A 26,279-nucleotide genomic window follows, 5' to 3' on the forward strand; every position below is an offset into this window, starting at 1 on the left:
AAGCGGAGGGTTAGCCTGCTGCAACCGGGTTGACCAGCCAGGTACCGGCGTTCTCGATGCTGAGCTGCTGACGGCGTAACTGGTCGTTATGGCGGATTTCCAGCTGATAGCTGCCCGGTGCCAAATTCAGGCGGGCAAAACCGTTGTCACCTGGGATCACCTGCTGGGGCTTGCCGTCCAGGCTGACCTGCTCACCGGGCTGCAGTTTGAAATACACCAGTGCCACCGGCGGTGGCGCCGGAGGGGGCGGGGTTACAGGTGGCTGTTCGGCCGTCTGCGGCGCGCTTTGTGGCGGCGTTATGGGTTTATCCACCGCTGCACTTGCTGGCGTATTGGCCGCTATCGGGGCAGGGGTACTGTCGCCACCGCTTAGCCAGGCGATGACGCCGATCACCAGCAAAGCCGCCACGCCTGCACCTGCCATCATCGGGCGTGTCAGCTTCATGCCGTGCGCGGTAACGGTGCTTGCCGCTGCGGCACCGGCGGCCGGATTGGTGGCCACCAGCAGGTTTTCCGGTGCGGCGGCCGGGGTGCTGATGATTTCGTTTTCATCGGCAATCGGCAGATGCAGCAGTTCGGCCATTTCGTCGATGGTTTGTGGCCGGTCCTCCGGTTTCAACGCCAGCGCATGATCGATAGTGCGCAGCAGTTCCAGTGAATAGCCCGCCGGGCGCCGCTCGGTCAGCGGTTGGTAGCTGTCTTCGATGCTACGCACCACGCTGACCGGCGGCGGTGAACCGACGATCAGCGTATGCAGCACGGCACCCAGAGCGTAAATGTCGGTCCAGGGGCCTTGTTCACCGTCGCTGTTCTCGGTGTATTGCTCAATCGGCGCGAAGCCCGGTTTGAGCATGATTTCTGTTTCGTCGGACAGGTTGCCGATCTCTTTGCGCGCTGAGCCGAAGTCCAGCAGCACCGGCAACTGGTTTTCCTGGATCTGAATGTTATCCAGCGAAATATCGCGGTGCAGGTAACCTTCCTGATGGATGGTGTTGATGGCGCTGAACAGCGGTGGCAACAGTCTGCGGATCCAGGCCTCGTCGATTTTCTCCGGCTGCTGCGCCTGCAGGTTCTTCAGGGTGGTGCCGCTGTAAAACTGGGTGCCCATGTAGGCGGTGCCGTTTTCTTCCCAAAAGCGCAGTACGTGCAACAGCCCTGGGTGTGAGAAACGCGCCAGCAGGCGGGCTTCCTGAATAAAGCTGTTTAATCCGGCCTGGAAGGTTTTGCTGAAACGCTCGCCGCGTAGCCCGATGCTCAGATCGTCATTGCGCATCGCCAGCGAGGTCGGCATGTACTCTTTGATGGCGATGGTGCGTTCCAGTTGATGATCGTAGGCGCGGTAGACGATGCCGAAACCGCCTTCGCCGATAGCTTCCTTGATCTCGAATTCATTGAACCTATAGCCGTTCGGCAGGCTGTTTGAATTCGGTTTGCTTACCCCGGTTCCCGACATAATGATGACTCTCTGTGAACAATGGCCGCCATACCGGCGGCCGCGGCGTTATGCCTGAAATTGACAAATAAATTCGTTTTGCTGCAGGGTGATATGCAGTTGGCGATAGCGCTGATCGTTGGCGCTGCCGGTCAGTAAGCTGTGGCTGATCTGCGGCAGCAGGGTGTTGGTCAAAATAGCGTCGACCATGCGGCCGCCGGACTCCACCTCGGTGCAGCGGCTGACAATTTGCTCAATCACCGCATCGTCGAAGGTACAGGCGATATCGTGGTTCTCCGCCAGTCGGCGCTGCACTCGGCCCAGTTGCAGGCGCACGATATTGCCCAGCGTGGCGTCGGTCAGCGGGTAGTAAGGCACCACCAGCAAGCGGCCGAGCAGCGCCGCCGGGAATACCGACAGCAGCGGTTCGCGCAGGGCACCGCTCAGTGCCTCCGGCTCTGGCATCAGGTCCGCATCGCTGCATAGCCCGGCGATCAGATCGGTGCCGACGTTAGAGGTCAGAATAATGATGGTGTTACGGAAATCGATGTGGCGGCCTTCGCCGTCCTCCATCCAGCCTTTGTCGAACACCTGGAAGAAGATCTCGTGCACGTCCGGGTGGGCTTTTTCTATTTCGTCCAGCAGCACCACGCTGTAAGGGCGACGGCGCACCGCTTCGGTCAGCACGCCTCCCTCGCCGTAACCCACATAGCCGGGAGGGGCACCTTTCAGGGTTGAAACGGTATGCGACTCCTGGAACTCGCTCATGTTGATGCTAATCACGTTCTGCTCGCCGCCGTACAGCGTTTCCGCCAGCGCCAGCGCGGTTTCGGTTTTCCCGACGCCGGAAGGGCCAGCCAAAAGGAAGACCCCGACCGGCTTGTTCGGATCGTCCAGCCGCGCGCGTGAGGTGCGTACCCGACGGGCGATCAAATCCAGTGCATGCCGCTGGCCGATAACCCGCTGGTTCAGCGTATCCGCCAATTGCAGTACCGCGTCGATTTCGTTTTTCACCATGCGACCCAGCGGGATGCCGGTCCAGTCGGACACCACCGCGGCCACCACGTTGGCATCGACGGCGGCGAAAATCAGCGGGGCCTCACCCTGCAGTTCGCCAAGCTGTTGCTGCAACTGCGCCAATTGCGCGCGCAGTTCATCGGCAGAGGGCGCGGGCTGTGGTTCCTCTGCAGCCTCGTCAGTCGGTTCAGCCTCAATATCTTCCCGATGCAACTGGGCGCGCAGGTCGATAATCTGCTGGATCAGCGCCAACTCATCCTGCCAGCGGGCAGTGAGCTGCTCCAATTGCTGTTGCAACAGCGCCAACTGAGCTTCGATATCCTGTGGGCGCTGCGGATTGCCGATGCCGACCTTGGCTTCGCGCCGGGCGATATCAAGTTCAATCTGCAATGCTTCAATGCGGTGTCGGCAGTCTTCCACCTGGGCCGGCTCGGCATGTTGGCTGACCGCCACGCGGGCGCAGGCGGTATCCAGCAGCGCCACGGCCTTGGCCGGCAACTGGCGAGCCGGGATGTAGCGATGCGACAGGCGCACGGCGGCGTCCACCGCCTCATCGAGCAGCAGCACGCGGTGGTGCTGCTCCAGCGGGCTGACGGTGCTGCGCAGCATCAGCAGCGCTTTGTCTTCGCTCGGTTCATGCACCTGCACCACCTGGAAACGGCGGGTCAGCGCCGGATCTTTCTCAATGTATTTTTTGTATTCCGACCAGGTTGTGGCCCCGACGGTACGTAATTGGCCGCGTGCCAGCGCCGGTTTCAACAGGTTGGCTGCGTCGCCGGTGCCCTGTGCGCCACCGGCACCAATCAGCGTATGGATCTCATCGATAAACAAAATGATTGGGGTGGGGCTGGATTGAACTTCGTCAATCACCGTTTGCAGGCGTTTTTCGAACTCGCCCTTCACCCCGGCCCCGGCCTGCAGCATGCCGATATCCAGCAGATACAGCTGGACGTCGCGCAGCTGTGGCGGGACATCACCGGCCACGATACGCAGCGCCAGGCCTTCGACCACGGCGGTTTTACCGACCCCGGCCTCACCGGTCAGCAGTGGGTTGTTCTGGCGGCGACGCATCAGAATATCGACAATCTGGCGGATTTCCTCGTCACGCCCGGTCACCGGGTCAATCTCGCCGTTACGCGCCTTGGCCGTCAGATCCTGAGCATATTGCGCCAGCACGCTGTCACCGGTCTGCGCTGCCGTCGGCGTGGTGTCGGCCTGGGCGCTCGGCGTCAGGCCGTTTTCCGCAGAGTGGGCGGTGATAGTGGCAAAGTGCTCCATCAGCAGATCGGCGTTGATGCGATCAAACTGGGGGGAGATGGCTTTCAGCAGGTGGCGCAGGCTGTAGGTTTTCAGGATACCGAGCAGCAGGTGGCCGCCGCGGATCTGCGCAGCACCGAATTTCAGCGAGCCGTAAACCCAGGCCCGCTCCACCGCGCTGTCGATATGTTCGGACAGATCGGAAATCGCGCTGGCACCGCGCGGCAGGCGATCGAGCGCCTCGACGATGTCACGCGCCAGTTGCCCCTCGTCCAGCGCAAAGTGGTGGATCACCTGTTGCAGGTCAGCCTCCGGTGCCTGCATCAGTTGATGCAGCCAGTGCGCCAGCTCAACGTAGGGGTTACCGCGCAGCTTGCAAAACGCCGTCGCACTTTCCAGTGAGGTGAATAACAGGCTATCGAGTTTGCCAAATAAGACCGAGCGGCTGATTTCAGACATGGTTTTCCTCAGGTCGTGGTGGAGCGCTGTGCGGCTCCGGCCAAAATAATAGTCAGAACGGGTTTTCCAGCGGTTCGGGGCTGAAGGTCAGATCGTCGAGGTCGCGTTGGTGACGGGCGTCTTCCAGCCAACTGCTTAATCCCAGGCGCTGGGCACCGCCGAGTTGGGTGCCGCTGAGCTGATCCTTCGCCAGGATCAGCCGCACTTCCCAGACAAACTCAATGCCCAGATACTGGCGCACCCAGTCGCGCAACTGCCGGCACAGTTCGGCTCCGGGCAGGAAACCTTCATAGTTTTGTTGCGACATCGGCCCCAGTTCGATGCGGAATTTATGCTGAATATCGCGCACAGCGATCCCAAGGAAAGAAGACTCACCGAGCCGGGGGGCGCCGCGACCGGCCTTGAGACGCGCCTGCTCACGGGGTTCTACCCGCAGCCAGTGCGGGACGTTTTCCACAATGCGCACCGGCACCTTGAAGTACTGCTGCAAGATTTTGCTCAGGCCTTCCGGGTCGCGGCTGTGGCGAATCAGATGACCGGCCATAAAATGCTTGGCATGGGCATTGATGCTGTCGCGCTGCTGCTGCGCCGGCTGGCCGATGCCAATCAGGCTGGAAAGGTATTGGTCGAAACGCCGGTTATCCTGACGATCCAGCGATACCGTGGGCTGTGCGTCGGCCCAGGCACGGTAAAACAGCAGCGTCAGCCGGTGGTGAAACAGGTTGGCAAAGGCCAGCAGGGTGGTGTCCTGGTGGTGATAGACCCGTTCACGCACGTATTCGGTCAGGTGCAGCGGCAGCGGCCCGTTGGGGCCAAACAGGCCAAAGCTGAAAATCGAAACGTCGTGCAGCGGGCTTTGCGGCCGTGGGCTGACCTGCGCCAGCGTCGACGGGGCGAACGACAGTGAGGGTTCTTGCCCCAGCCGCAGCATCTCATGGCGCGGCAGGGGGGCACGCCCCAGCAGGTAGGCCTGCCCGCCCTGGGCGTCGAGGCGGCGCAACAGCTGAAATAAATCGTGCTTATAAGGTGCATTGCCCAGCCGCAGCCAGAAATCCTCCGGCAGGCGGTGCAAGGCATTGATCTGTGGCGGTGCCGTCAGTTCCGCCTCGGCGTGGAGGGTGCTCAAATCAGCGTCCTTTTGCCCATGCGCGCCTGCCAGTGGGCAATCTCACCGCGCTGCTGGCTGGAAAGCGTCATTTCGGTAAAGGTATTCATCGCTACCAGCCGGGAGAACAAACGTTCCAGAACGCTACCCAGCAGGTAGGGGCTGCTGCCGGAGAATGACTGTTCATCGACGGTCAGGTCGATGGCGATACCGCGGGCAAACACGATCGGCCCCGGTTCGGGCACCCGGCGGTATACCGGGCGCAGGTTACAGTGGCGAACGCCCTGGATCTGCTTGGTGATCGCCGGCTCGCTCAGGTTACCGTACAGGCCGAGCAGCTGACGCAGGCTGGCAGCACCCTGTTCCGGGTCGCCGTCCATCATGCTGAGGTAGTTCAATTGCAGTTGGCTGATCAGCCGCCAGGTGATCATGCCTTCGGCCAGCGCCGGGCGCGGCGGCGTCGGGCCTTTTTTCAGAGACACCTGTTTGATCGGGATCGAGTCCGGCATCACGAAATTGCCCTGATCCTGCTGCAACAGCATTAGCGGCAGATCGCGACTGGTGCACAGCACGTCAGCGGTGAGGTATTTCAGGTCGCTGTGCCACGGGGACTGCCGTTCATCCACCAGCGAGACGAACACCTCAGAACCGACATAGCCGGTGCGGGTGCCGTAGCGACGGGCGTGTTCGGATAACGTGCGCTGCTCGCGCCGCAGTGAAAAGTAGGCGCCGTAGTTGCCGTCATCCGCGCTCAGGGTGCTGTAAAACGGTCGGAATTCCTGCTCATAGCGTTTTTCGCTGGCGCTGCCACCGAGCCGTTGCACCGAGAACACTTCATAATCAAGCGGACGAATGTTATCGACCACCAGATGATATTCATGGCTTTTTTCGCTGACCGTGATGCGTTCGGCGACTTTGGGGAACAGATTAATCACCGGCGTGCAGTGCAACGCCAAATGGGCGACGTCGATTACCCGCTCCAGTGCAGCATCCTGGCGGTCAAGCAGCACCAGGATTTCAAACTGTCGCAGCGTTTTTTTGCCTTCGCGTACGCTTTGCAACAGCGGGCGTATGCCATTGACGCTGAAGAACTGAAAGCGCGCCGGAAAGGCAAAATACTCCTGCAGCAGGCGATAGCCTTCAAAATTGCGCAGATCGTTCGGCAGCAGCGCCTGATCGGCGGCAAAGCCTTCCTGCCGCAACCCGTCCAGCGCCAGCACCCGCCGCTGCGGTTGCGCTTCCACCGTCTGGCAAATCAGCCCGACGCTGTGCTGCATCAGCAGTTCCAGCAGTTGCTGTGCCTGCAAGTCCGGGCCGGAGAGATAAAACATCAACTGGTCCAACTGCAGGTTGTTGAGTGTGACGCTGTCATAGCACTCCAGCCGAATGCGCAGCGCGCTGACGCAGCCACTGTGTTGCAACCCCAGGTCGGTCAGTGGAATATCGGCCGGAATGCCGCCCAGTTCGACGCTTTTCAGCCGCACCGGCTGTAGCGTGACGTCGTGCGCGGTGGTGTAGCTGCAGGTGATGCCACTCTTTTTCAGCGACTGGCTGTCCATCATGGTGCCGCGCGGCACGACAAAGCCGTTGCTGATGTCGCCCTTGTTGCTGTCGGGTTGCAGCTCGGCAATTGCCATTGATGGCGTTGGCGACAGATAGTTGGGGTAGATAATCTCCAGCAGACGCTGGGAGAAACGCGGAAACTCCGCGTCCATCTTCAGTTGTACGCGCGAGGTGAGAAAGGCGAAGCCTTCCATCAGACGCTCGATATAAGGATCCGCTACGTCGATACCGCGCATGCCAAGGCGGCCTGCCACTTTGGGATACTGCTCGGCGAACTCTGCGCCCATCTCACGCAGATAGGCCAGCTCGCGGTTGTAATAGTCTAAAAGTTTACTGTCCATCGGCTTACCCTATGTCTTTCAGATCGAAGTGACCGTTTTCCAGGTCCACGTCGGTACGGAACAGAAACTCCAGCGGATAGGGCACGCACCACAGGCGCCCCTTGATTTCAATCGACAATACGTTGTGCAGCTCCAGCGAGCCGGTGTCCGAAATACAGCGCACCCGCAGCCCTTCGGGCAGGATGCGCGGTTCGAAATTGAGAATGGATTCGGTCAGCGCCAACTGAATATCCTGCCATTCGATATCCGACATGCGTTTGCCGGCCAGCGAGGCGATGCCGTAGTTCAGGGTTGAACGCCGTACCTGTGGAAGATCGCCCAAATCGAGACTGGACTCGCTGTTCACGCAGTTAAACAGCCACTGCAGGTCGCGCAGCACCCGGCGGCGCAGTTCGCTGTGCGAGACCAGGTTGCGCACCTGAGTTTCTTTTTTTTTCTGCGGCTCGTCGTCGGTCAGCATGTCGAGCAGCACCGGCTGCATTTTGTCGCGTGAGGTCAGGCGTTCGCTGTCCTGGCGGGAGCGATAGCCCTGACGGCGCAGGTCACCATCATCATGTTGGGTTGGACGCTTGCTGTTCATCGTTAAGCGCTCGCGTTAAAACTCAGGTGGCGCAGGCTGTGTAGCGGAAACTCATCGTTCTCGCTCAGCCAGGTTTTCAGACCCTGTCCGGCGTAGTGCGGCCCTTCGCCCAGCGCTTGCCATTCGGTGCGTTTGCCGAGCAACAGCGCATCGTCACTGTCTGTGTTCAGAGGATAGCGGGCAGGCAGTTGGCAGACCTGCTCGCGACCGTCGTTCAGTCGCACCAGTGCATGGCTCCACACCAGATCAACGGCGCTTTGTGGGGCCTGGAACTGAATTTCCGCAATCTCGGCGAACGGCAGCCAGTAATAGGTGCCGTTCAATGCCAGTTCGCAAACCGGGCCGAGACGACCATCACCGTCGGTCAGCCAATCAAACGCCACGGGTTGCGGCTGTTCCGCCAGGGTCAGTTGCCCGGCACTGGCCGGTGCCGCTTCCAGCGCGCCGTCGCGCAATGCCTGCGCCTGTTCGGTTTCGCCCCGGGCATCGTGACGCAACGCCTGGATCATGGGTTGCAACCAGGGCTGGCTTTGTTGCAGCAGCGCGGGAGCTGCCTCGCCGGCGAACACCGTCTGACGCTGCAGTTCCGCGTTGACCGATTGCAATAACAGCAATGTGGTGGGTTGGGCGATGGGCTTCAATGCCTGCCAGGATTTCAGCTGCGCATTGGCGCGCTGCCAGTTGCCGGCCAAGCACAGCAGTTGCACCAGCGCGGCACGCAGGTCGGCATCCGCCGGTCGCGCTTTGATCTCATTTTCCACTGCGCCGATAGCGGCGCTGACCGAGCCGCCTTGCAACATGTTTGTTAATGATTTCACAGGGCTTTCCTTAATAATCAGTGAGTCGCGTTGTTAACCGACAGGTAGCTGCCACTGGCTGGGTCAAGGCGATCCTCGGCCAGCTTTTCCACCAGCTTGAAGTTCAGCGGGGTGGCCGGGCTGGCAAGCAGTGGCTGCCAGGCGCGTTGTGCCTGCTCAATACGTTGTTTGACTTTGGCGGTGTCTGCGGCTTCTTCACGCGGCATTTCGACGATCACTTCGCCGTTAAATGACCAGGCGTGAAGCTGCGGGGCGAAAGGTAACAGCGCGAAACTGCCTGGTGCCTGCGGGTTGGCACCGAGGACCAGTCGCTGCACGTTGGCGCTGACCACGCTCAAGGGGCGCTCACCCACGTTGATCTTCACCAGCGGATAGCCCTGATAGAACGACAATGCCGGCGAGGCGGTTTTGCCATCTTGCTGTAGCGTGACGCTGCTGCTGCCGTTTAACCAGCCGTCGTCACCACAACGCAGGGCGTCGCCACTCGGGATAAACAGCGCGCTGCCGTTGGCTTCTTCGCTCCAGTAGGTGCGGAAATGGCAGCCCTGCGGCAGGTCAAACTTGGGTACCGGTGCGCTGTCTGCCTGCGGCGAGGTGACCGCCACGGCGGCGGGGATCACCGGTGCTGGGGGGGCAGTCGGTTCGACGGCCTGCTGTTTGTGTACCGGCTTCCAGCCCCGTGCCTTGCTGGCTTCGCCGGAGGCCAGTTTTTCACCGCGTTTGTCGGTCAGTGTCCAAGGGAGTTGACTGGCCTTGGCACACTGCTTGGCCAACAGATTACCAACCCGTGGCAGGAAGTCGTCCAGCACTGCAGGGTCTTTGCTCTGCGCCGAAACGATGCGCAGCGGGATGCTTTTGCCGCACCAGCTTGCCGGTTGGCTGTTTTTGACGTCATCGATAAACACTTCCAGCTTCTGGCTGGGGGAGTAGACCACGCGATAATTCGCCGCCTGCGCGGCCGGTATCGCCATCAGGGCGATAAATCCGGGCATCCAGTATTTCATAGGTAACCTTGCTGTGAATTTGTGCCTGACTCAGTCGCGGGACAGAAACCGCTCCGCATCCGCCAGAGAATGCAGCAGGGTGGTTTCCTGCGGTGAGCCAATCCAGACGGCGATAGCGCTGTAGTTATCGCTGTTATTATTTTTCTTCCATGCCTGCTCCATCAGGGCAATCCACTCGCTGGGGGAGTTGACCATATGCAGCGATTGTTCCAGTTCAGACTGGGTAAAGCTGTGCCAAAAACCGTCGGTACACAGCAGGAAAACGTCGCCGTCTTCCAGTTGCAACACGTCGCTGTAGGTGGCGTCGCGCTCTTCATTCAGACCCAGGGCGAAATACAGCAGGTTGCTGTTGATGCCGCTGGTTTGGTAGCCGGCGTCCTGCATTTGCTGGATCAGGCTGTGGTCGGTGGTCACCGAATGCAGATAGCCGCGACGGAACAGGTACAAACGGCTGTCACCGGCGTGCGCCCAGTAAGCCAGTTGGTAATCGCGATCGATAAACAGGCTGACCAGCGTGGTGCCCATCTTGCCGTATTCGTTCGACTGCCGTTGCTGCTGATGGATGGCGGCATTGGCACTGGCAATGTGTTGTCGAATGCTCTGGGCATTCAGATGTTTTTCACCGTCGAAGTTCTGCAGGATGGTGTCGTGTGCCAGTTTGGCGGCAACGTCCCCGCCGGGAAAACCGGCGATGCCGTCACAGACCACGAAACAGGCTGCGCGGTCACCGACCACTTCACCGGTCTGATCCTGATTAGAGGCGCGGCCGCCCTGATTGGAGGTAGAGGCTATAGTGATATTCATTACGCGTCCGGTTGGGTCTGTGAGTCTTTATATTGATTCACTTCAACGTCATAGGCGTGCAGGAAGGCTTCGCCGAACAGGGTGTGAAAGTCGTCTTCGATTTCGCCGGAGGTCTGCTGATAGCTTTTCACGAAGTAATCCCACAGCGCCGCCTTGCGGCTGGCCGGCAGGGACAAACGAGGTGCCGCGCCTTCCTTGCGCGCCTCTTCTTCAAGACGATCCGGATTAAATGACTGCAACATGGCAGCGATGATGGCGCGAATACCGGCGATCATGCCTAACTGGTGCGCCTGCAGGTCGATCAGTGCGTCGCGCACCGCCTGTTCCGGCGGCATAAACCCCGGCATTTTGCTGCCGAACATCTGCATCAATACCGTTTTGCCCGAGGGCAGCAGTTTGAACGGGTTATTGGCCTCGTCGAGGATCATGGTCATCTCGGCCTTCACGCCGCGCTTAAGGATTGAGCGGGAAGAGAGCAGGGCGACGGTACCCTGAGAAAACAGGCTCAGCAGTCGACCGGCCTGGCGGAGCTGTTGCTCATCAAAGTGCGGCTGTGGTTGCAGGTCATCCAGGCCCACCCCCTGCAGTAATGCGGCTAATAATGGGCCTTCCAACCGCTCCCCCGTAGGCGCGCTACCGTTTTGGGCACGAGCATTCTGATAGGCAATCGGATCGATACCCAGGCGGTTGGCCGGGCGTGGACGCGGTTGCTGCGGGGGCGGTGAGGTTGAAGGCGAAAACTGTGGCTCAGGTTGCGGCATGGGCTCCGGCTGAGCGACCGGCTGCGGCTCGACTTTGGGTTGTGGTGCTTCCACCGGGGCGGCCATCACCGGTTGCTGTAAAGGGGGCGTCGGTGGTGGCATCGTAGCCGGGGGCTCTGGCTGTGCCAGGGGGACAGCACTGCCCATCAGCAGGCCGAGAGGATCGTTGCTGTTCAACGCGTCCGGCGATGTGGGGGCAGAAGAACCGCCAAACAGCGCCAGTGGGTCGAGTTCCTGCTCATTTTTTTCCACCTCGGCGGGTTTGACCGGCGCAGCTTGGCTGGTGGTCGGGCGTTGTTCGGCCAACAGTGCACTTGGGGTGGTATCGGCCAAAATAGGATCGCGTTCGAAGGTGGTGTCGGTGTTGAACAACATTGCCGGATCGGTTTGCTGCGACTGCAGTTGACGTAGTTCGACGTCGCCCGCCAATTGCGCCAGCGGATCGGCCGGGTTCATCTCGCGCTCCGGCGTTTCCAGCAGCGGATGGCTGTCCTGATTAGTGACCGGTGTCGGGGGGGATGTCACCGCCGCGGCTGGCGTGAACTCTTCTACCAGACTGTCCCAAATCTCATTCGGGATGGGGGCTGCCGCTTTCTCTTTGGCGGACGGCGAAGGTGCTGGCGCAGTGTCGGCGGTTTTCACTGCCGGCTGAGTCTGCGGCGCAGCCGCCTGCTTTAACGAGGTGACCTGGATCTGGTAATCGTCGATGCCGAGAATGTCACCATCCTGCAACTCCACCTGACGGCCGCGCTCCAGCGGGATATCGTTCAGCAACACGCGGGTGACGTTACCACGGTTGGTTACGCGGCATTCGCCATCAGCAGAAATATGTACGATCGCCTGCAACCGGGAGATGGCGCGCTCTTCGTCTGGCAGTACCAGGTTGTTGTCCACGCTACGGCCAATGGTGCCGCCGGGCGGCAGAAAGTCGCAGCTGCTCTGTGGCGGAACCTGGCCACTTTTATTCTTGACAATAGAAAATCGCATAAGGCATTCCTGCTGATTAGGAGATATTGCAGTTAATTATTATTTCGGTGTCTGGCTTAACAAAATTTGCGGTTATTTTGGTAAGCTGGTTAGTATGCGGTTTTTTTATTTTTTTGGCTGGATTTCTATTTTAATATTAATAGCGAGATGACTGCAGGCACGAATAGCCTGATTTACTAATGAGAGGGTATAAATAGCCCCCGGACGAAACCGGGGGGATACAGATTAAGCTTCGCGGTTTTCCTTGATATTCCAACCTGCGCTGCTTTCTGCGCCTTTACCACCTTTATCGCTCTGCTCCCAGTATTGCTGCTTCACTTTTGATGCCTGGAAGGAGTAGGTCACGCCCACGGTGTCTTCACCGCCGGCACCGGTGTACTGCACGGCAGTGACCAGCACGTCGTCCAGAGTGATTTTGACGTATTCAACCTGGCTGCCACCGGCTTTACAGACTGACAGTTCAATCTTGGTCAGGTGTTTACCGCTGGAGCAGTGTTTCAGCAGCGCCGGGGTTGATTTGTCGACCAGCGCGTTGACATGCAGATCGTTAAAGCAAACCTTACCGGCACCGCCACCACCACCCACGCTCATGTTGCCTGGTTGAGAAGCGCCCCAGGAGAAAGAAGTAATGTCGGTCCAGCCTTTGTGATTTGAATCTTTAGACTCACCGCTGGCACCTTCAACTTTCAGGAACATATCAATAGCCATAGTATTTTCACTCTTTATTAAGGGTTAACAGTAGTATTAACGTTACGTTGAAAAATTCAGGTAATAGCAGCAGGAATTGAAAGTTTGTTAATGCACTACCATTTAATATCCTTGTGCCATGCACCTCATTAAATACCGAATGCTATCGGTATTAATTACCGAGCCATCATTAAAAAACGACAATGGCCCAATGCTGATTACTGCGGGTTATCCTGATTCCACGAGTGATTAGGATCACCAACAATGACTTCACGAGATAATTTATCCAGCTCGGGGCTGTGATAAAGCCGCAGGCAGTTTAAGGTTACCCCTGTACTGCTGTTTTTAGTCTCGCTGTGAAACGCGTTCACTCTGGATTTGAACTTATCGATGAGAGTATTCACTTTCTCATCACCGGCTTCGATATCAAACGGCATCCATTCTCTCATCGCATTGGCGGTTCTGGCGGCATCAAGAGAGAAGGTTTTGTCTGATTCGGAAACCTGCGCCAGACAGCGAGTCAGTGCCAGCTCTTTAACCACCTGGAAATAAGGCATTTGTTTGATAAATGCTACTGGGTCTTGGGTATCCGTGGCTTGCGACTGCAATGAAACACTCAATAGCGTTGAAAGCAGACTGAATTTAATTAGCAAATTCATGGCAACTCCCAAAAGTTGGCTCGAGGAGTTGAGTAATTTGTGCCCGGCGCATTGAAATAGCAATGATCCGAACAACTGGAACCATTCCAGAACGTAGCATGCCCACCTGCGTTGTCCCATCCGGACACTTCAAAAAGGATTAGCCCTTTTTTATTGGCCAGTTGGGTCACGGGTAGTTGAGGGAAATTGACAATTAAATCTGGTTTTCCCCACGTTTTTGTCAAGTATGAGATCAGATCACGTACTCGGAAAAAGTACCATTTCTTATCTGCACCAGAGACCGTGAGTTGGCTTATTCTGGGGACCGGATGCCCTGTATAGTTAAGTACATAACTCATTCTCACAGCACAGCTATTTTCCCATCCTCCAGCATTCACGGGGATCTCGAAGTTGCGTTGCACTGCGCCACCAATGGTATTTTTCACTTTTCCCAAAGAGTCATTAGCGTCATAAATATTTTTGGCTGCGGTCCATGCAGCGAGAAATCGTGGTCTTGCTCCCATATCCTACCTCCATGTTATTTTTCAGGCCGTGTTTCCACGGCCTGACTTTCAGCACATCAGGATGCGTCGTTCTGCTTCAGTGAAGGCAGTTTCGATACCAGACGCAGGGAGACGGTCAAGCCTTCCAATTGATAGTGCGGGCGCAGGAAGAACTTGGCGCTGTAGTAGCCTGGGTTGTCTTCGATCTCTTCCACCTGTACTTCCGCAGCGGCCAGCGGTTTGCGTGACTTGGTTTCCTGCGAGGAGTTGGCCGGGTCGCCATCCACGTAGTTCATGATCCAGTCGTTTAACCAGCGCTCCATATCATCGCGCTCGCGGAAGGAACCGATCTTGTCGCGGACGATGCACTTCAGGTAGTGCGCGAAGCGGCAGCAGGCGAACAGATAAGGCAGACGGGCGGAAAGCTGAGCATTGGCAGACGCATCGGCGTCGTAGTATTCGGCTGGCTTTTGCAGCGACTGGGCACCGATAAAGGCGGCAAAGTCGGAGTTTTTCCGGTGCACCAACGGCATGAAGCCGTTCTTGGCCAACTCGGCCTCACGACGATCGCTGATGGCGATCTCGGTCGGGCACTTCATGTCCACGCCGCCGTCATCGCTCGGGAAGGTGTGGCACGGCAGGTTCTCCACCGCACCGCCTGACTCGACCCCACGGATCGCGGTACACCAGCCGAACTCTTTGAACGAGCGGTTGATGTTGGCGGCCATGGCGTAGGCAGCGTTGGTCCAGGTGTAGTTACCGTGGTTCGCGCCGTCGGTTTCTTCCTCGAAGTCGAACTCGTCAACCGGATTGGTACGGATGCCATACGGCAGGCGTGCCAGGAATCGCGGCATTACCAGGCCCAGATAGCGGGCATCTTCCGATTCACGCAGGCTGCGCCAGGCGGCGTATTCGGTATTTTGGAAGATCTTGGTCAAATCGCGTGGGTTGGACAGCTCCTGCCAGGATTCCATCTGCATCACGCTCGGTGCGGTACCGGCGATGAAGGGGCAGTGGGAGGCGGCACTGATTTTCGCCATCTCGCCCAGCAACTCTACGTCCTGTGGGCTGTGGTCGAAGTAGTAATCGCCCACCAGGCAACCGAAGGGTTCGCCGCCGAACTGGCCGTACTCTTCCTCGTACACTTTCTTGAAGATGGGGCTCTGGTCCCAGCCCACGCCTTTATGGCGCTTCAGCGTGCGGCCCAGCTCCTGCTTGGAAATGCTCATAAAGCGGATTTTCAGCATTTCGTCGGTTTCGGAGTTGTTGACCAGATAGTGCAGGCCATGCCAGGCACCTTCCAGCTTCTGGAATTCAGCGTGGTGGATAATCTGGTTAACCTGTTGCGACAGCTTTTCGTCGATTTCGGCGATCAGCGCCTGAATGGTGCGATAGGCGTCAGAGGAGACAGTCACGGTGTTTTCCAGCGCCTGTTGCGCCAGGGTTTTTACCGCATTTTCCACCGCTTCCTTGGCCTGATCGGTCTTGGGGCGAAACTCTTTGTTCAGCAGCGCGCTGAATTCATCGCTGGAGAAAGCTTCGCTGGTCTGCAGCGTTTTTTGTTGCTGAGGCGAGTTGCTCATCGATTAGTCCTCACGCTGATTGTTGTCGTCCGTGGCGGCCGGTTTCGGCGCATCGGTCAGGGATTGCAGTAAAGCCGGGTTTTGCAAGATTTTAGAGATCAGTTCTTCAGCGCCGTTTTTACCGTCCATATAAGACAACAGGTTGGAAAGCTGGGTGCGGGCGTCCAGCAGGTTATCCAGCGCGTCCACCTTGCGGGCAATTGCCGCAGGGGAGAAGTCTTCCATGCTTTCAAACGTCAGATCGATATTCAGCTTGCCTTCGCCGGTCAGGGTGTTGTCGACCTGATAGGCAACCCGTGGTTTCAACGATTTCATGCGCTCATCGAAGTTGTCGATGTCGATCTCCAGGAACTTGCGCTCATCAACGCTCGCCTGTGGATCAACCGATTTCCCCACCAGGTCCGCCATCACGCCCATGACGAACGGCAACTGGATTTTGCGCTCTGCGCCATAAATTTCGACATCGTATTCAATCTGTACGCGCGGTGCGCGGTTGCGGGCGATAAATTTCTGCCCGCTACGGGATTTCGAGTTTGGCATGATTTACTCCATCTAATGGCGATTGGGAACGCGCCTCTTCCGGCTTGGAGAGTCAGGTTCAAATGCGGTTATGAGTGTCGTTAAGAGAACAAAGGGATCGGCGGCTAGTTGTTCTCCTCGTTATCGGGGCGACCCAGAATGGTCTCCAGTTGGTTAAGACCATCGGGTGCCAAATCGCGGATTATTTGCATAAAGTCCAGTGCAATCAGCCGCTGTACCCGGTCGATCATCAGCGGTGCCGGATGGCTGGGCTCATGAAGACGGAAATAGTGTTTTACCTTGTCCAGCATCAGTTGGGCGTCGTCGCGTGACTGAATTTGCGCACTGCGCCAGTTGAGCGTGGCGGCCGGGGCCGCTGCGGCAGCGCTCGTCGGTGGTACGGCGGCGTCATCTGGCTGTTCGGCTGACTCGCCGACCGGGGCGCTGTCCTGGCCGAACTGAGCGACCAGGGTGAAAATTTTTGTCAGGTTGTGCATTTCCGGCAGGGCGCTTTCGCCTAAATGGCGAGTGACCGTAGTACGGATGGCACCGAGGGTGTCGGCAATACGCATCACCAATTGCGCTTCCGGGCGCTCCGGCTGGGACAGTTCATCCTGCAGGCGCGCACGGCCGCCAGGAAAGGTAGGGCACTCGAGCTTACTGCCGTCGAGCAATGCCCCGGCGTCGCGCAGCGAGATTTCACCGGTTGCCCCTTTCAGCAACGGCGCAGCGCGCACGCTGGTGGTCAGCGCGGCCTTGTCGCCGAGATCGGCCAGCACGTTGATGCGAAACAGCGGGTCAGCCTCGCCGTCGAACTCCAGCAGCGGCAGCAGCGAATCCCAGTAGCGCTCCAGTGCCTGGTGGATCAGCATCAGACCGTCGGCGTAGCCTTGCAATCCGCGCAGCTGCGTCCAGGCGCGGGTCAGGCACAGCATTACCCGTAAATCTTTGGTGCGTGTCAGCAGTGTGGTCGCGAGCCGCTCCACCTGCACCCAGTCCGGCGCTTCAGCCGGAATGATGGTGCTGCCGAACTGCTGCTCGCTTTTACCGGTCGCAGCCTGCTCCATCGCCAGAAAGTCGGTGTCATATTCCAGGTTTTCGCCGCAGGGCTTTTCTGCGTCAACCGGGGCTAACAGGGTGTCGATAGCCATAAAATGTCCTTTAGCAGGCGAGGTTAATCAAACATCTGCGGATATTGGCCGCCACGGCCGGGGCGCGCCCAGCCATTGGGCTCAAACAGCAGAGAGAACAGTTGCACGGTCAGGTTGCCACTGTGCACATGGGTATAGAGCGGATGCCCATCGGCCTGATTGGTCCACCAGAAACTGGTGTATTGCGCCGGGTCGAAACAGTCGGCCGCCTGTTGCCAGCCCAGACCGGGCACGTCCGGATGCTGGAAGCCGATAATCGACAGGATCTCGGAATCCGCCTCCGCCGGTGGGATCGGCAGCGCAGGAATTTCCAGCAGCGAACGGTCGAGCTGCTCGGTGGAAAAACCGTTGCGCACGCCATTGAGCAACCGGTGGCCGAGTTGGTTGTACCATTCCGCCGCCATGTTCAACTGCTGGGTTCGCCAGTCTTGCTGGCAGAACAGGCGCAGGGCGCAGATCGGGTAATGACGTCCCACCCGGTCACGCGCGGGCAGCAGGCAGCCCATCTGGACATACTGACTGCCAAGCGTGGCCGGAATGACGAAGTTCCACACAGGTGCATTGCTGAAAGGATTTCCGTTCAGGCCCGGTGCTGGTGGATTACGCTGCAGATTCACCAGGCCGTTATGAAACCAGTGGGCCCAATTGTTAACCACCATATCCGGCAGGCGACGCTGCAGGAAGTCACCGGCGGAAGGGATCTTGCCATACCAGCCAATGCTTGTGGTCGGGCTCAGGTCATTGCTCATCATCTTGTCCTTTCGGGGCTACGGGCAGGAGAATGCCGGTAACTGGAACGGATTGCGGATACTGTTGGGAGTAAACTCCAGCGTTACGCGGTGGCCATCCAGGTTAAAGGTGGCCTGACGGCCGAGGCTGCTACCGCCAGCAGAAGTCTGCGCCATATCCACCAAACGGTTCAGCGCCCAGGGGCCACTGGTGACCAGGCTGGCCGTGGAGCCGTTGGCCAGCGCCAGCTGCAGGTGCACCTGATTGGTATTGCGGGTACCCGGCCAACTGATCACCAGAGGCACCTGCGGCCCGTGGCTGTATTTGAACAGTTGCCCGTCGATATCCAGCGTCAGGTTGAGGATGTCGTTATCCATCCGTACCGGTCGAACGGTCACGCGGTAAGACGGTGTCGCGGTGCCGTTGGCAAAGAAGGCGTCACGAATGCGTTGCGCCTGCTGAAATGAACGCAGGATGCCTTCGCCGCCGGGCAGCGTTTTGCCGTCTACGCCGGGAGTGAAACGCCAGTTGGCGCGGGTGGTGTCGACCTTGCCCTGCAAATTGTCACGGAAGAAGCTGTCCATCAGCCCGCCGTTGGGGGCAAACATGCGTGCCAAATCGTCTGGCGTCACTTCCTGACGCGCCCGGGCGACCAGAGGATAACGTCCGGCAATCGCCTGGCGGCAGAAGCTGCCGACTTCGACGCTGATGCGTTTCTTGACGTTTTCCATCTCTTTGCGTTGCGTGTCGCTGCTGGCACCAATCGCCAGCGACAGCAACATCTGTTTGAAGGGGACCGGTAAACGACCGGACTCGGCCTGCAAGCGCGGGATGATATCGCTGGGCGGTGCCGACATGCCGCTGTTGGCCGCGCCCTGAACCGCGGTCAGATAGCTGTACAACTCATCAACCTGTTTTAGCACGCTGTCGAACGGGATCGCCTTGTTGCCTTCCCCCTGACTTTGCGCCAACGCCAATAATGCGGCGAAATGCGCCATCACCAGTTGTTCAGGCTGGGCAGAGACATCGCCGTCGGCGTTGGCCGGTCGATTGGTGAACAGGACTTCCAGTTGGTGGTTGGCACTCTGGCTCAGCCGGTCTTCCGTTTTATCCAGCAGCGAACGGGAGTCAGCGGTGCTTTTCTCGTCGCGCAGGGTGACATTCTTGCTGACGTTAATCAGCAGGTTACGCATCGGTGAAGGGGTGCCTGACAACAAGCGTGCGCTGCTGATGCGCTGGCTCAGGTTTCCGATATTGGCCAACTGAATATCACCCAGCAGTTCATCCCAGGCGCTGATAAAGTCTTGCATGTACAGTTGGCGAATGGTTTTGATCAACTCGGCGTTTTTCTGAGCCGGGGTTTTGCTGTTCAGCACCCAAACATCTTCCTGACGCAGGGTATCGGACACCGGATCAATATTGTCGTTGAAGGTTTTCCAATAGCCCCGAGAGGTAAACAGGCCCGGTACCCCGTCGGTCACCGGCTTGCCACTTTTACGCGAAAACGCCAGTTCGGTCTGCGGGCCGGCCAGGTCAACCAGGCTGACCGGTTTAATCTCGGTTTGCTTTAGCAGCAGGCGCTTCAGGCGGCCGTACACCCGCTGTGACAGGGGCGCACGGTTTAGCGCGGCCTGCGCCTGTTCCACCATAAGGTCATCTTTGGCGTAAGGCGAAGCCTGGATCTGCTCGTCGAGTAGTTGGCTCAGGTGCCATTCAATCTGCTGCAGCTGTTTCTGGGTGCTGCCCTGCGGCAGGTTGCGTTGCAGGTTGAGCATTACCCAGGCGTGCAGGAATTTGCCGTCGTACTGTTTCGGCAGATACAGCATCTGATAGGCCTTCAGCGCTTCATAGCTGAAATCGGCATCGCCGTGGTTGTCGTTGCGCAGCGTGGTGGCGATCTGCTGTGCCACCTGCGGCAGCAGCAATTCCTTCAGCGCTTTCTGATACAGCGAGTCGCTGGCATCACTGACCTGATCGCCACGATACAGCCCCATGCGATAGGTGAACGGGGGATCTTCCAGCGAGAAGTTCTGACTGTCCGGCAAATGCAGCACGCTGTTGAGGAACGGCAGCAGCGTAAGCATATCGCCGTTGCCCAACTGCGTCAGACCCAGCCCCTGCCGTTCTACGCCGGGCACCTTGGTGGCCACTTCAGCCAGATAAGCCTTGTTGTTGCTGTAGCTGGTGAACCAGAAAATCGCCAGGATCGCCAGGCAGGCCGCCAGCAGGATATAGCCCGCCCAATGCACCGCGCGGTTACGGTATTCCCACCAGCGGTTGCTGCCCGCCAACCCGGACTCCTGGAAAATCACCGATTCCAGCGTGTCTTTCAGAAAGAAGCTTTGGCCTTTGCCAGCCGGAATTGGCGCGGCCGGGTCCACATGGTTCCAGGCCGGGTTGGCGTGCGGTTGGCTGCTCGCCGTCGGCAATTGCAGATAACGGTTCAGTTCGCCCATCACCCGATCGAACGGCAGACCTTCCTGGGTACCGCTGGTGAAGTAAATACCGCGCGGGGTAAAGCGGGTTTCAAAACTGGAGGTGGCAAACACCTGTTCCAGATACTGGCCCAGCAACGGGCGCAGGGCCGCGAATTCCTGCGGGAACAGGTAGCTTTCAGCGCGCTGGCAGCCATCATGTTCAACCAGCAAGGTCTCGGGCAGCGCGGCATCCAGCCGCTGCTGCAGCAAACCATACTGTTGTTCGAAGGTGGCATTCAGATTGAAATCTGGCTGACGTGATGCCTCATAGGGGAAGGTGAACCCCCAGATTTGTTCGCGCTGCGCTTTATCAAAGCCGCTGAAATAGGCCATAAAGCCATTAAGCAGGTCGGTCTTGGTCACCAACACATAAACCGGGAAATGGATCCCCAACTGTTCATGCAGCTCAATCAGACGTTTACGCAGCGAGCTGGCCTGCGCGGCGCGGGCATCGGCACTTTCGCTCAAAAGATCGGCAATGCTGATGGTCACCATCACGCCGTTGATCGGCTGACGGGTACGGTATTTTTTCAGCAGGCCGACGAAGCTTTTCCATTCGTCGGCGTCTTCCTCACGCTGGCTTTCCTGCGTGGTATAACGACCGGCGGTATCAAGCAGTACGGCGTCATTGGTGAACCACCAATCACAGTTACGGGTACCACCCACACCGCGCAGGGCAGACTTGCCGAAGCGATCCGCCAGCGGAAAATGCAGGCCGGAGTTGACCAGCGCGGTGGTTTTACCGGCACCCGGCGCACCGATGATCACATACCACGGCAGCTGGTAGAGATATTGGCTGCTGAAGCGGGTCATCCAGCGGTGTTTGCTGTCCCCCTGGCCCGGTGCAAAGCGGGCTTTCTTCAACAATTGCGCCGCTTCATCAAAGCGCTGGGCCAGCTGTTCATCCTGTTTGGCCACCGGCTTGCCGTTTTCAGCCGGAACGTCTTCGGCGGCACGCAGGTTACTCAGCAGACGGCGGTTGAACCAGGCACTGTAGATACGTGGAATAATGCGGCACAGGAACCAGATCAGATAGATAGCGCCGATGGTTAACTGACGGTTGAGTTCTGGCTCCAGCGGCCGATAATCGCCGATAGCCACCAACGGGCCGATCATCCAGATGATGAACGCCAGCGCGGTAATGCCGGCAAAGCCCCATAACAGGCGGCTGGTGATGATGGAGAATAACGTACTGAGCATTACTTTCCGTTTCCTTGCGGCAAGCCGTTGATTTCCGCCTGGGTATTTTCTGGCGCAACCAACAGCGTAATTTCTACCCGGCGATTCAGCGCGCGGTTCACTTTGCTATTGTTCGGTGCGACCGGGTTACTTTCACCGCGGCCTTCCGCCTTCACCCGTTGCGGGTTGTCGAGGTGTTTCTGCAGTTGGGCGCTGACCGCGTCGGCGCGTGCCAGTGACAACTCCCAGTTGGAAGCAAAGCGCGCGCTGCGGATCGGCAGATTATCGCTGTAGCCGGTGACCAGGATCTTGCCGCTAACGCCGTTCATTGCTGCGGCAATACGGTCAATCACCGGGATATAGTTGCCGCGCACCGTCGTCGCGGCGGAGTCGAACAGGCCATCCCCTTTCAGGATCACCACGCTCTGCTGCGCTTCGTCACGCACCACCACCAGCCCTTCGGCAATTTCTTTCCGCAGGAAACTTTTCAGGCTCAGCGTCGGCGGTGCTGCCGGTGCCGGATTGCTGATGGCAACCTGTGGCAGGTTGGTTTGATAAATGGCTGCCAGCACCGGACTGGTGCTGTCGCCCAGCCGCCAGTTGAGGGCGATAAACAGCAATGACGCCAGAAAACCGGTCAGTGCCACGCAGGCCCACAATGGCACCAGGGGACGCCACAATTTTTGCTGTACCGGCAGATCCAGTGCGTTGGGGGACAGGGGCGGGGCGTAACCACCGCGTACCGAGCGGATCAATTGCAGCAGGCGTTGCTTCATGGTTTCCAACTGCGAGCGGCCATTCTCCATGACTCTATAGCGGCCTTCGAACCCCAGCAGCAGGCAGAAGTTAATCAGTTCCAACAGTTGGATGTGTTCACGCGGGCTTTGCGACAGCTTGGCCAGCAGTTGGAAGAATTTCTCTCCGCCCCAGGTTTCGTTATGGAAAGTGACCAACAGCCCGCTGCCGGACCAGACGCTGCTGCTGCCCCAGGGTGTGAGCGCGGCGGCTTCGTCCAGCGCGGTACACAGGCAATAACGTGCGCCGATAATCACTTCATACGGCAGATTGGCGCGCTGGCCCTGGAGTTCGAAATGGCGAACTTTATCGATCAGTTGCTGGCGCAACTGCGTCGGATTGGCGTGGGTGGCAGATTGGCGGATTTGCGAAATGGCGTTCAGCAAAGGGTTCGCGGCTTCTACCAACGGGTTGCCGGCCGGCGTCATGTTATTTTCCTGAGTCATAGGTTACCGGTCCGTATGGCTGCGAATCGCCCAGAATTCCATATCCAGACCCGGGAAGTCACCGGCCAGGTGCAGAGCGAAGGCGCTGGATTTTTCCATCTGCTTCCACAGGTCGCCGCCTTTTTCCAATTCGAAATAGGTATAACCCGCGTGATAGGGGATCTGGCGTGGTGCCGCCGGCATGGTGCGCAGCCCGATGCCTGGTAGTTGCAACTGCACCAGATCGCGAATACGCGTTACCGGGGCAATCTTCATTTGCGCCGGGAAGTGAGTCAGCAGCACTTCGGCGGCGACATCGGCACGTACCGCAAGCACGAAGCCGAAATCGCGCATCATTTTGGTGTCTTGTACGGTGGCAATGTTCAGACCATGCGAGCGTTCGACCAGCGTCAGTTGGATGGCGTTGTCTTCCAGCACCACCGACAGCCCCTGGCGCAGCAACAGCATCAACTTGCCGAAACACAGCGCCAGATTGTCATGGTCATACACCGGCAGCCGGGCTTCCGGTGTGCGCTGCGCCGAGAAACTGGCTAGCTCGGTGGCGAACTGTAGCCAGTCGGCGAACAGGCGTTCCGGGTGCAGGTGATCGAGATGGTAAGCGTGGCTCACCTGGCCGAGATGGCGGTTAATCAGCTGCAGCAGCATGAAATCGACCATCTCGGAACTGCCGCCGCGCCCCGGTTGCAGCAGGCGCTGACTCATCTGCTGGCTGCGCTGTTGCAGCAGGCCTTGCAGATCGTTGATAAAGGTTTTCAGCACCGGGCTTCCCTGACAGTTCAGCATCGGCGGAATTTGCACCTGATCGAGACGCAGGCTGGCGTCACCGCGTTTTTCCAGCACCCGGGTAACGCCGAGGGCGGTCCATTCGGCATTGAGTTCGCTTTCCAGCATCAGACGCAGACGCAACTGACCAAACTGCAATGCCGCGCTGCCGACCGAAACGGCGTTCAGATCGTCGACTTCTTTTTCATAGGCCATATAGCGCGCAAGCGCGTCCGGCGCTTCCTGAAAAATCACGTCTTCACGGCCCGCGCGGTAGGTTGGCAATGCCAGAACCACGTTTTCGCCGGTCTTGTTTTCGGCAATGGCCAGCGGGGCGGGTGCCTGTTGGGCACCGGAGAAACGAAACGGGGTACCGTCCGGCATGATGCCGCTGGCGGCGTTAAGTGCAATTTTGCCCTGACGCCGCAGGGTTTGATCCAAATCCAGATGGAGGAAGCCCCAGAAACAGCCTTGGTGAGCCTGGCCCCAATTACGCATGTAGCTTTCGAGATAGTTTTCCGCCTGCTGGAAATGATGGGGGCGTAAAAACATCCCTTCAGTCCAGACGACCTTATGAGCATCTTTCATGGTCACACCTATAGTTACTTCGCTTGGGCATTGCGGCGGGTCAGTCAGGATCTTTCATGGTGCGCAGGCCATTAATGCCTGCCACGATGTGGGCTTCCAGCTCATCCGGCGAGAATTGCCACACCTTGTAGAAATTGGTCTCGGTCGGTTCCGGCAGCGGCAGTGAAATTCGCCAGGCTTTGCCATCGAGGTTCTGGTATTCGGCGATGATGCCGATATAACGGGTCTCAAGCGTACTTTGGCCGCCGAGTTTTTTTCCTCTCTGGCCCGGCGTCAGGAAGAATTGATCGCTGTCCAGCAGGCTGGCGCCGAGCACGCTTTTGGCATCGCTCTGCAGGCTGAAGAAGTCGGCGTCCATAAATTCCGCATCGGAACGTAACAGCAGTACACGTATTTTTATTGGTGCTGGCCGTTGGCCTGCCGCGGCGTTTACCTGGCTATCGGCATCGAAGACCAGGCTATAACGCGAGGGCACGCTCTTGGCAGAGGACATGCAGCCGTTGAGCACCAATGCGCCCAATAGCAGGAACACTATCCCGCACCAGCGGGAGGTGGTGGGTATTGTTATCATGGTGAGTCTCGTCAACCAGGGGGAAACTACTGGAGTATCCAGGTGGCAGAGCCGCTGTCTTTACAGGCTTTGCTGTCACCGCCGACTTTCACGCAGTCCTGCCGGGGCGCGCGATTACGACGCGGTAAATCTTTACGCAGCGTCGATTTGTAGCGCGAAACTGGCACGCCGGCGTTGGTCTGGATGTAGCCCATCAGGTTTCCACCTTCGGCCTCGGCGATCGCCAGCCAATGATTTTCGACTTCCCCCAACACATAGAAAGCGGCGGCATTGTCCAAGCTGCCGACGGCGCTGCCGTTGTAACCCGGGCTACTCATGATGCTGGCCGCGTACAGAATGCGGTATTCCTTGCCGATCGGTTTGAACTGTTGCGGGGCCTTGATGGCTGCGCGGTGCTGAAGTTTGACGCCATCCACTTCGCTGCTGATCAGGGCGTTGATATTAAGAGCCGGTGGTGGTGGTGGGGTAGAACAACCGGCGAGCGTCAGGGCGGCTAGCAGCGTTAGGGCAATCCGTGTTTTCACAATATCCTCTTTGATCTTTTTATGGGCAGAAATGAAATGAAGGGCTGTGTAATAAAAACGTCTATTTCAGGGGGAAAACAGCAATATCTCTGACCGACTGGGCGTGGTGCATATGCCCAACGCAGTCGTGGCGTTTTGCAGATGGAGATTGGTTTTGAGAATGACGAGCTGAGGACGCCACTGTGTAAGCCGTAGCTCCTCGCTGGCGAGTTGCCGTAGTTCAGGCTCAGGGCGCAGACGCGGGGAGACCCCCATGTCGGTTAGCACCAAAATGGAGACATCCGGGTGATGTTGTTCCTGCCAGAGGCAAGAACGATAAGGTACGCTTGGACGCAATGTTTTTATGAGTTTCATTGTGTGTGTCAGGCTTCCTGTAGATATCAACGAACAGCTGGCTGTATCGCTCAAAAACAATCCCGTTTTTCGGTTTAATAGATATCAGGCTACTTCACAATCTTGATGTTTTGGCTGCTTGTACGTCGTGGTTTTGTCGAGGGGTGGACAGGTTTTCAAGGCTCAAAATCCCAGTAAATCTCCCCTCCCGAAAGCTTCTTAAACCGCGACTAAACAGGATGGGTGAAATTGAGAAATGATAAGATAATTCGTACTGTCCCTGGCTTTAGACATAGCTACCGCACGAGAGTTGACGCGCGTTCTCGATAGCGTATCTGTCACGATTTGAGACATGGGCTGACGAAAAATTTAACAAAGTTTACATATAAACAAAGAATTTGCAGTCTACAATAGCCCTGAAAATTTGCAAAATAACCTTCTGGATCAATTTTCAATTCGTTACCTCACGCGTATTTTATTTTTTATTCATATAAAACATTGTGTTATGAGTTGCATGCTTCCGTGGCGTGCTTTTTTGGAGTATTGGTAATACCATGAAATAAATATGTAACACTTAAGTTAATGTACTTAAATAACAACTATTTTCTAACGAAAAAAAAGTGACAGGCTGTTTTATGTGTTTACCATTTGCAGGGTAAATATGAT

General features: G+C 57.8%; 21 protein-coding genes. All 21 read right to left on the reverse strand.

Annotated elements, in window-relative coordinates:
* Positions 1–10 precede the first annotated feature (10 nt).
* Entirely contained in the window at positions 11–1,453 is a 1,443-nt protein-coding gene (locus OCH02_RS02595; protein ID WP_261429675.1) for a serine/threonine protein kinase, read from the reverse strand.
* Positions 1,454–1,501: 48 nt separating this feature from the next.
* Positions 1,502–4,165, reverse strand: a complete 2,664-nt coding sequence (gene tssH / locus OCH02_RS02600) for a type VI secretion system ATPase TssH (RefSeq protein WP_261429677.1) — start codon at positions 4,163–4,165, stop codon at positions 1,502–1,504.
* A gap of 52 nt (positions 4,166–4,217) precedes the next feature.
* The gene (gene tssG, locus OCH02_RS02605; RefSeq protein ID WP_261429678.1) at positions 4,218–5,291 is read right to left on the reverse strand and encodes a type VI secretion system baseplate subunit TssG; all 1,074 of its coding nucleotides are present in this window, start codon (positions 5,289–5,291) and stop codon (positions 4,218–4,220) included.
* Positions 5,288–7,174, reverse strand: a complete 1,887-nt coding sequence (gene tssF, locus OCH02_RS02610) for a type VI secretion system baseplate subunit TssF (protein ID WP_261429680.1) — start codon at positions 7,172–7,174, stop codon at positions 5,288–5,290. The genes tssG and tssF overlap by 4 nt, the downstream gene beginning before the upstream one ends.
* Before the next feature lie 4 nt (positions 7,175–7,178).
* Positions 7,179–7,754 carry a type VI secretion system baseplate subunit TssE gene (locus tag OCH02_RS02615; protein ID WP_261429681.1) on the reverse strand — a complete coding sequence of 192 codons (576 nt, stop codon included), beginning with the start codon at positions 7,752–7,754 and terminating at the stop codon, positions 7,179–7,181.
* A gap of 2 nt (positions 7,755–7,756) precedes the next feature.
* Positions 7,757–8,572, reverse strand: coding sequence for a type VI secretion system accessory protein TagJ (locus tag OCH02_RS02620; RefSeq protein ID WP_315899148.1), 816 nt, complete (start codon positions 8,570–8,572; stop codon positions 7,757–7,759).
* 17 nt (positions 8,573–8,589) lie between these two features.
* Complete coding sequence (locus tag OCH02_RS02625; RefSeq protein ID WP_261429682.1) at positions 8,590–9,576, reverse strand: type VI secretion system-associated protein; 987 nt, start codon at positions 9,574–9,576, stop codon at positions 8,590–8,592.
* A gap of 30 nt (positions 9,577–9,606) precedes the next feature.
* Positions 9,607–10,380 (reverse strand): PP2C family protein-serine/threonine phosphatase, encoded by a 774-nt coding sequence (locus tag OCH02_RS02630; RefSeq protein WP_261429683.1) that lies wholly within the window; start codon positions 10,378–10,380, stop codon positions 9,607–9,609.
* Positions 10,380–12,128 (reverse strand): type VI secretion system-associated FHA domain protein TagH, encoded by a 1,749-nt coding sequence (tagH, locus tag OCH02_RS02635; protein ID WP_261429684.1) that lies wholly within the window; start codon positions 12,126–12,128, stop codon positions 10,380–10,382. Before tagH ends, OCH02_RS02630 begins: the two co-directional genes overlap by 1 nt.
* Positions 12,129–12,353: 225 nt before the next feature.
* Positions 12,354–12,836 carry an Hcp family type VI secretion system effector gene (locus tag OCH02_RS02640; RefSeq protein WP_012145727.1) on the reverse strand — a complete coding sequence of 161 codons (483 nt, stop codon included), beginning with the start codon at positions 12,834–12,836 and terminating at the stop codon, positions 12,354–12,356.
* A 197-nt stretch (positions 12,837–13,033) separates the two neighbouring features.
* The gene (locus tag OCH02_RS02645) at positions 13,034–13,474 is read right to left on the reverse strand and encodes a type VI secretion system amidase immunity protein Tai4 (protein ID WP_261429685.1); all 441 of its coding nucleotides are present in this window, start codon (positions 13,472–13,474) and stop codon (positions 13,034–13,036) included.
* Positions 13,471–13,977: a type VI secretion system amidase effector protein Tae4 gene (locus OCH02_RS02650; protein WP_261429687.1), complete on the reverse strand. Its 507-nt coding sequence runs from the start codon at positions 13,975–13,977 to the stop codon at positions 13,471–13,473. The genes OCH02_RS02645 and OCH02_RS02650 overlap by 4 nt, the downstream gene beginning before the upstream one ends.
* Positions 13,978–14,033: 56 nt before the next feature.
* Positions 14,034–15,539, reverse strand: a complete 1,506-nt coding sequence (tssC, locus tag OCH02_RS02655; RefSeq protein WP_261411503.1) for a type VI secretion system contractile sheath large subunit — start codon at positions 15,537–15,539, stop codon at positions 14,034–14,036.
* 3 nt (positions 15,540–15,542) lie between these two features.
* Positions 15,543–16,079 (reverse strand): type VI secretion system contractile sheath small subunit, encoded by a 537-nt coding sequence (gene tssB / locus OCH02_RS02660; RefSeq protein ID WP_012145725.1) that lies wholly within the window; start codon positions 16,077–16,079, stop codon positions 15,543–15,545.
* A 104-nt stretch (positions 16,080–16,183) separates the two neighbouring features.
* Positions 16,184–17,209 carry a type VI secretion system protein TssA gene (gene tssA / locus OCH02_RS02665; protein WP_261429689.1) on the reverse strand — a complete coding sequence of 342 codons (1,026 nt, stop codon included), beginning with the start codon at positions 17,207–17,209 and terminating at the stop codon, positions 16,184–16,186.
* A 23-nt stretch (positions 17,210–17,232) separates the two neighbouring features.
* Complete coding sequence (gene tagF / locus OCH02_RS02670; protein WP_261429691.1) at positions 17,233–17,958, reverse strand: type VI secretion system-associated protein TagF; 726 nt, start codon at positions 17,956–17,958, stop codon at positions 17,233–17,235.
* A gap of 18 nt (positions 17,959–17,976) precedes the next feature.
* Entirely contained in the window at positions 17,977–21,615 is a 3,639-nt protein-coding gene (gene tssM, locus OCH02_RS02675) for a type VI secretion system membrane subunit TssM (RefSeq protein ID WP_261429694.1), read from the reverse strand.
* Positions 21,615–22,817 carry a DotU family type VI secretion system protein gene (locus OCH02_RS02680; RefSeq protein ID WP_261430782.1) on the reverse strand — a complete coding sequence of 401 codons (1,203 nt, stop codon included), beginning with the start codon at positions 22,815–22,817 and terminating at the stop codon, positions 21,615–21,617. Before OCH02_RS02680 ends, tssM begins: the two co-directional genes overlap by 1 nt.
* A gap of 21 nt (positions 22,818–22,838) precedes the next feature.
* Positions 22,839–24,185, reverse strand: coding sequence for a type VI secretion system baseplate subunit TssK (tssK, locus tag OCH02_RS02685; protein ID WP_261429696.1), 1,347 nt, complete (start codon positions 24,183–24,185; stop codon positions 22,839–22,841).
* Positions 24,186–24,225: 40 nt separating this feature from the next.
* On the reverse strand, positions 24,226–24,756 hold the full coding sequence (tssJ, locus tag OCH02_RS02690) for a type VI secretion system lipoprotein TssJ (protein WP_261429698.1): 531 nt from the start codon (positions 24,754–24,756) through the stop codon (positions 24,226–24,228).
* Between the two features lie 26 nt (positions 24,757–24,782).
* Positions 24,783–25,280 (reverse strand): hypothetical protein, encoded by a 498-nt coding sequence (locus tag OCH02_RS02695; protein ID WP_261429699.1) that lies wholly within the window; start codon positions 25,278–25,280, stop codon positions 24,783–24,785.
* Positions 25,281–26,279 lie beyond the last annotated feature (999 nt).

Source organism: Serratia quinivorans (assembly GCF_946227985.1).
Lineage (GTDB): Bacteria > Pseudomonadota > Gammaproteobacteria > Enterobacterales > Enterobacteriaceae > Serratia > Serratia quinivorans_A.

Coding starts and splice junctions, on each gene's coding strand:
- OCH02_RS02595 (WP_261429675.1), bottom strand. CDS start 1,453: ATGTCGGGAACCGGGGTAAGCAAACCGAATTCAAACAGCCTGCCGAAC.
- tssH (WP_261429677.1), bottom strand. CDS start 4,165: ATGTCTGAAATCAGCCGCTCGGTCTTATTTGGCAAACTCGATAGCCTG.
- tssF (WP_261429680.1), bottom strand. CDS start 7,174: ATGGACAGTAAACTTTTAGACTATTACAACCGCGAGCTGGCCTATCTG.
- OCH02_RS02615 (WP_261429681.1), bottom strand. CDS start 7,754: ATGAACAGCAAGCGTCCAACCCAACATGATGATGGTGACCTGCGCCGT.
- OCH02_RS02625 (WP_261429682.1), bottom strand. CDS start 9,576: ATGAAATACTGGATGCCCGGATTTATCGCCCTGATGGCGATACCGGCC.
- OCH02_RS02630 (WP_261429683.1), bottom strand. CDS start 10,380: ATGAATATCACTATAGCCTCTACCTCCAATCAGGGCGGCCGCGCCTCT.
- tagH (WP_261429684.1), bottom strand. CDS start 12,128: ATGCGATTTTCTATTGTCAAGAATAAAAGTGGCCAGGTTCCGCCACAG.
- OCH02_RS02640 (WP_012145727.1), bottom strand. CDS start 12,836: ATGGCTATTGATATGTTCCTGAAAGTTGAAGGTGCCAGCGGTGAGTCT.
- OCH02_RS02645 (WP_261429685.1), bottom strand. CDS start 13,474: ATGAATTTGCTAATTAAATTCAGTCTGCTTTCAACGCTATTGAGTGTT.
- OCH02_RS02650 (WP_261429687.1), bottom strand. CDS start 13,977: ATGGGAGCAAGACCACGATTTCTCGCTGCATGGACCGCAGCCAAAAAT.
- tssC (WP_261411503.1), bottom strand. CDS start 15,539: ATGAGCAACTCGCCTCAGCAACAAAAAACGCTGCAGACCAGCGAAGCT.
- tssB (WP_012145725.1), bottom strand. CDS start 16,079: ATGCCAAACTCGAAATCCCGTAGCGGGCAGAAATTTATCGCCCGCAAC.
- tssA (WP_261429689.1), bottom strand. CDS start 17,209: ATGGCTATCGACACCCTGTTAGCCCCGGTTGACGCAGAAAAGCCCTGC.
- tagF (WP_261429691.1), bottom strand. CDS start 17,958: ATGAGCAATGACCTGAGCCCGACCACAAGCATTGGCTGGTATGGCAAG.
- tssM (WP_261429694.1), bottom strand. CDS start 21,615: ATGCTCAGTACGTTATTCTCCATCATCACCAGCCGCCTGTTATGGGGC.
- OCH02_RS02680 (WP_261430782.1), bottom strand. CDS start 22,817: ATGACGCCGGCCGGCAACCCGTTGGTAGAAGCCGCGAACCCTTTGCTG.
- tssK (WP_261429696.1), bottom strand. CDS start 24,185: ATGAAAGATGCTCATAAGGTCGTCTGGACTGAAGGGATGTTTTTACGC.
- tssJ (WP_261429698.1), bottom strand. CDS start 24,756: ATGATAACAATACCCACCACCTCCCGCTGGTGCGGGATAGTGTTCCTG.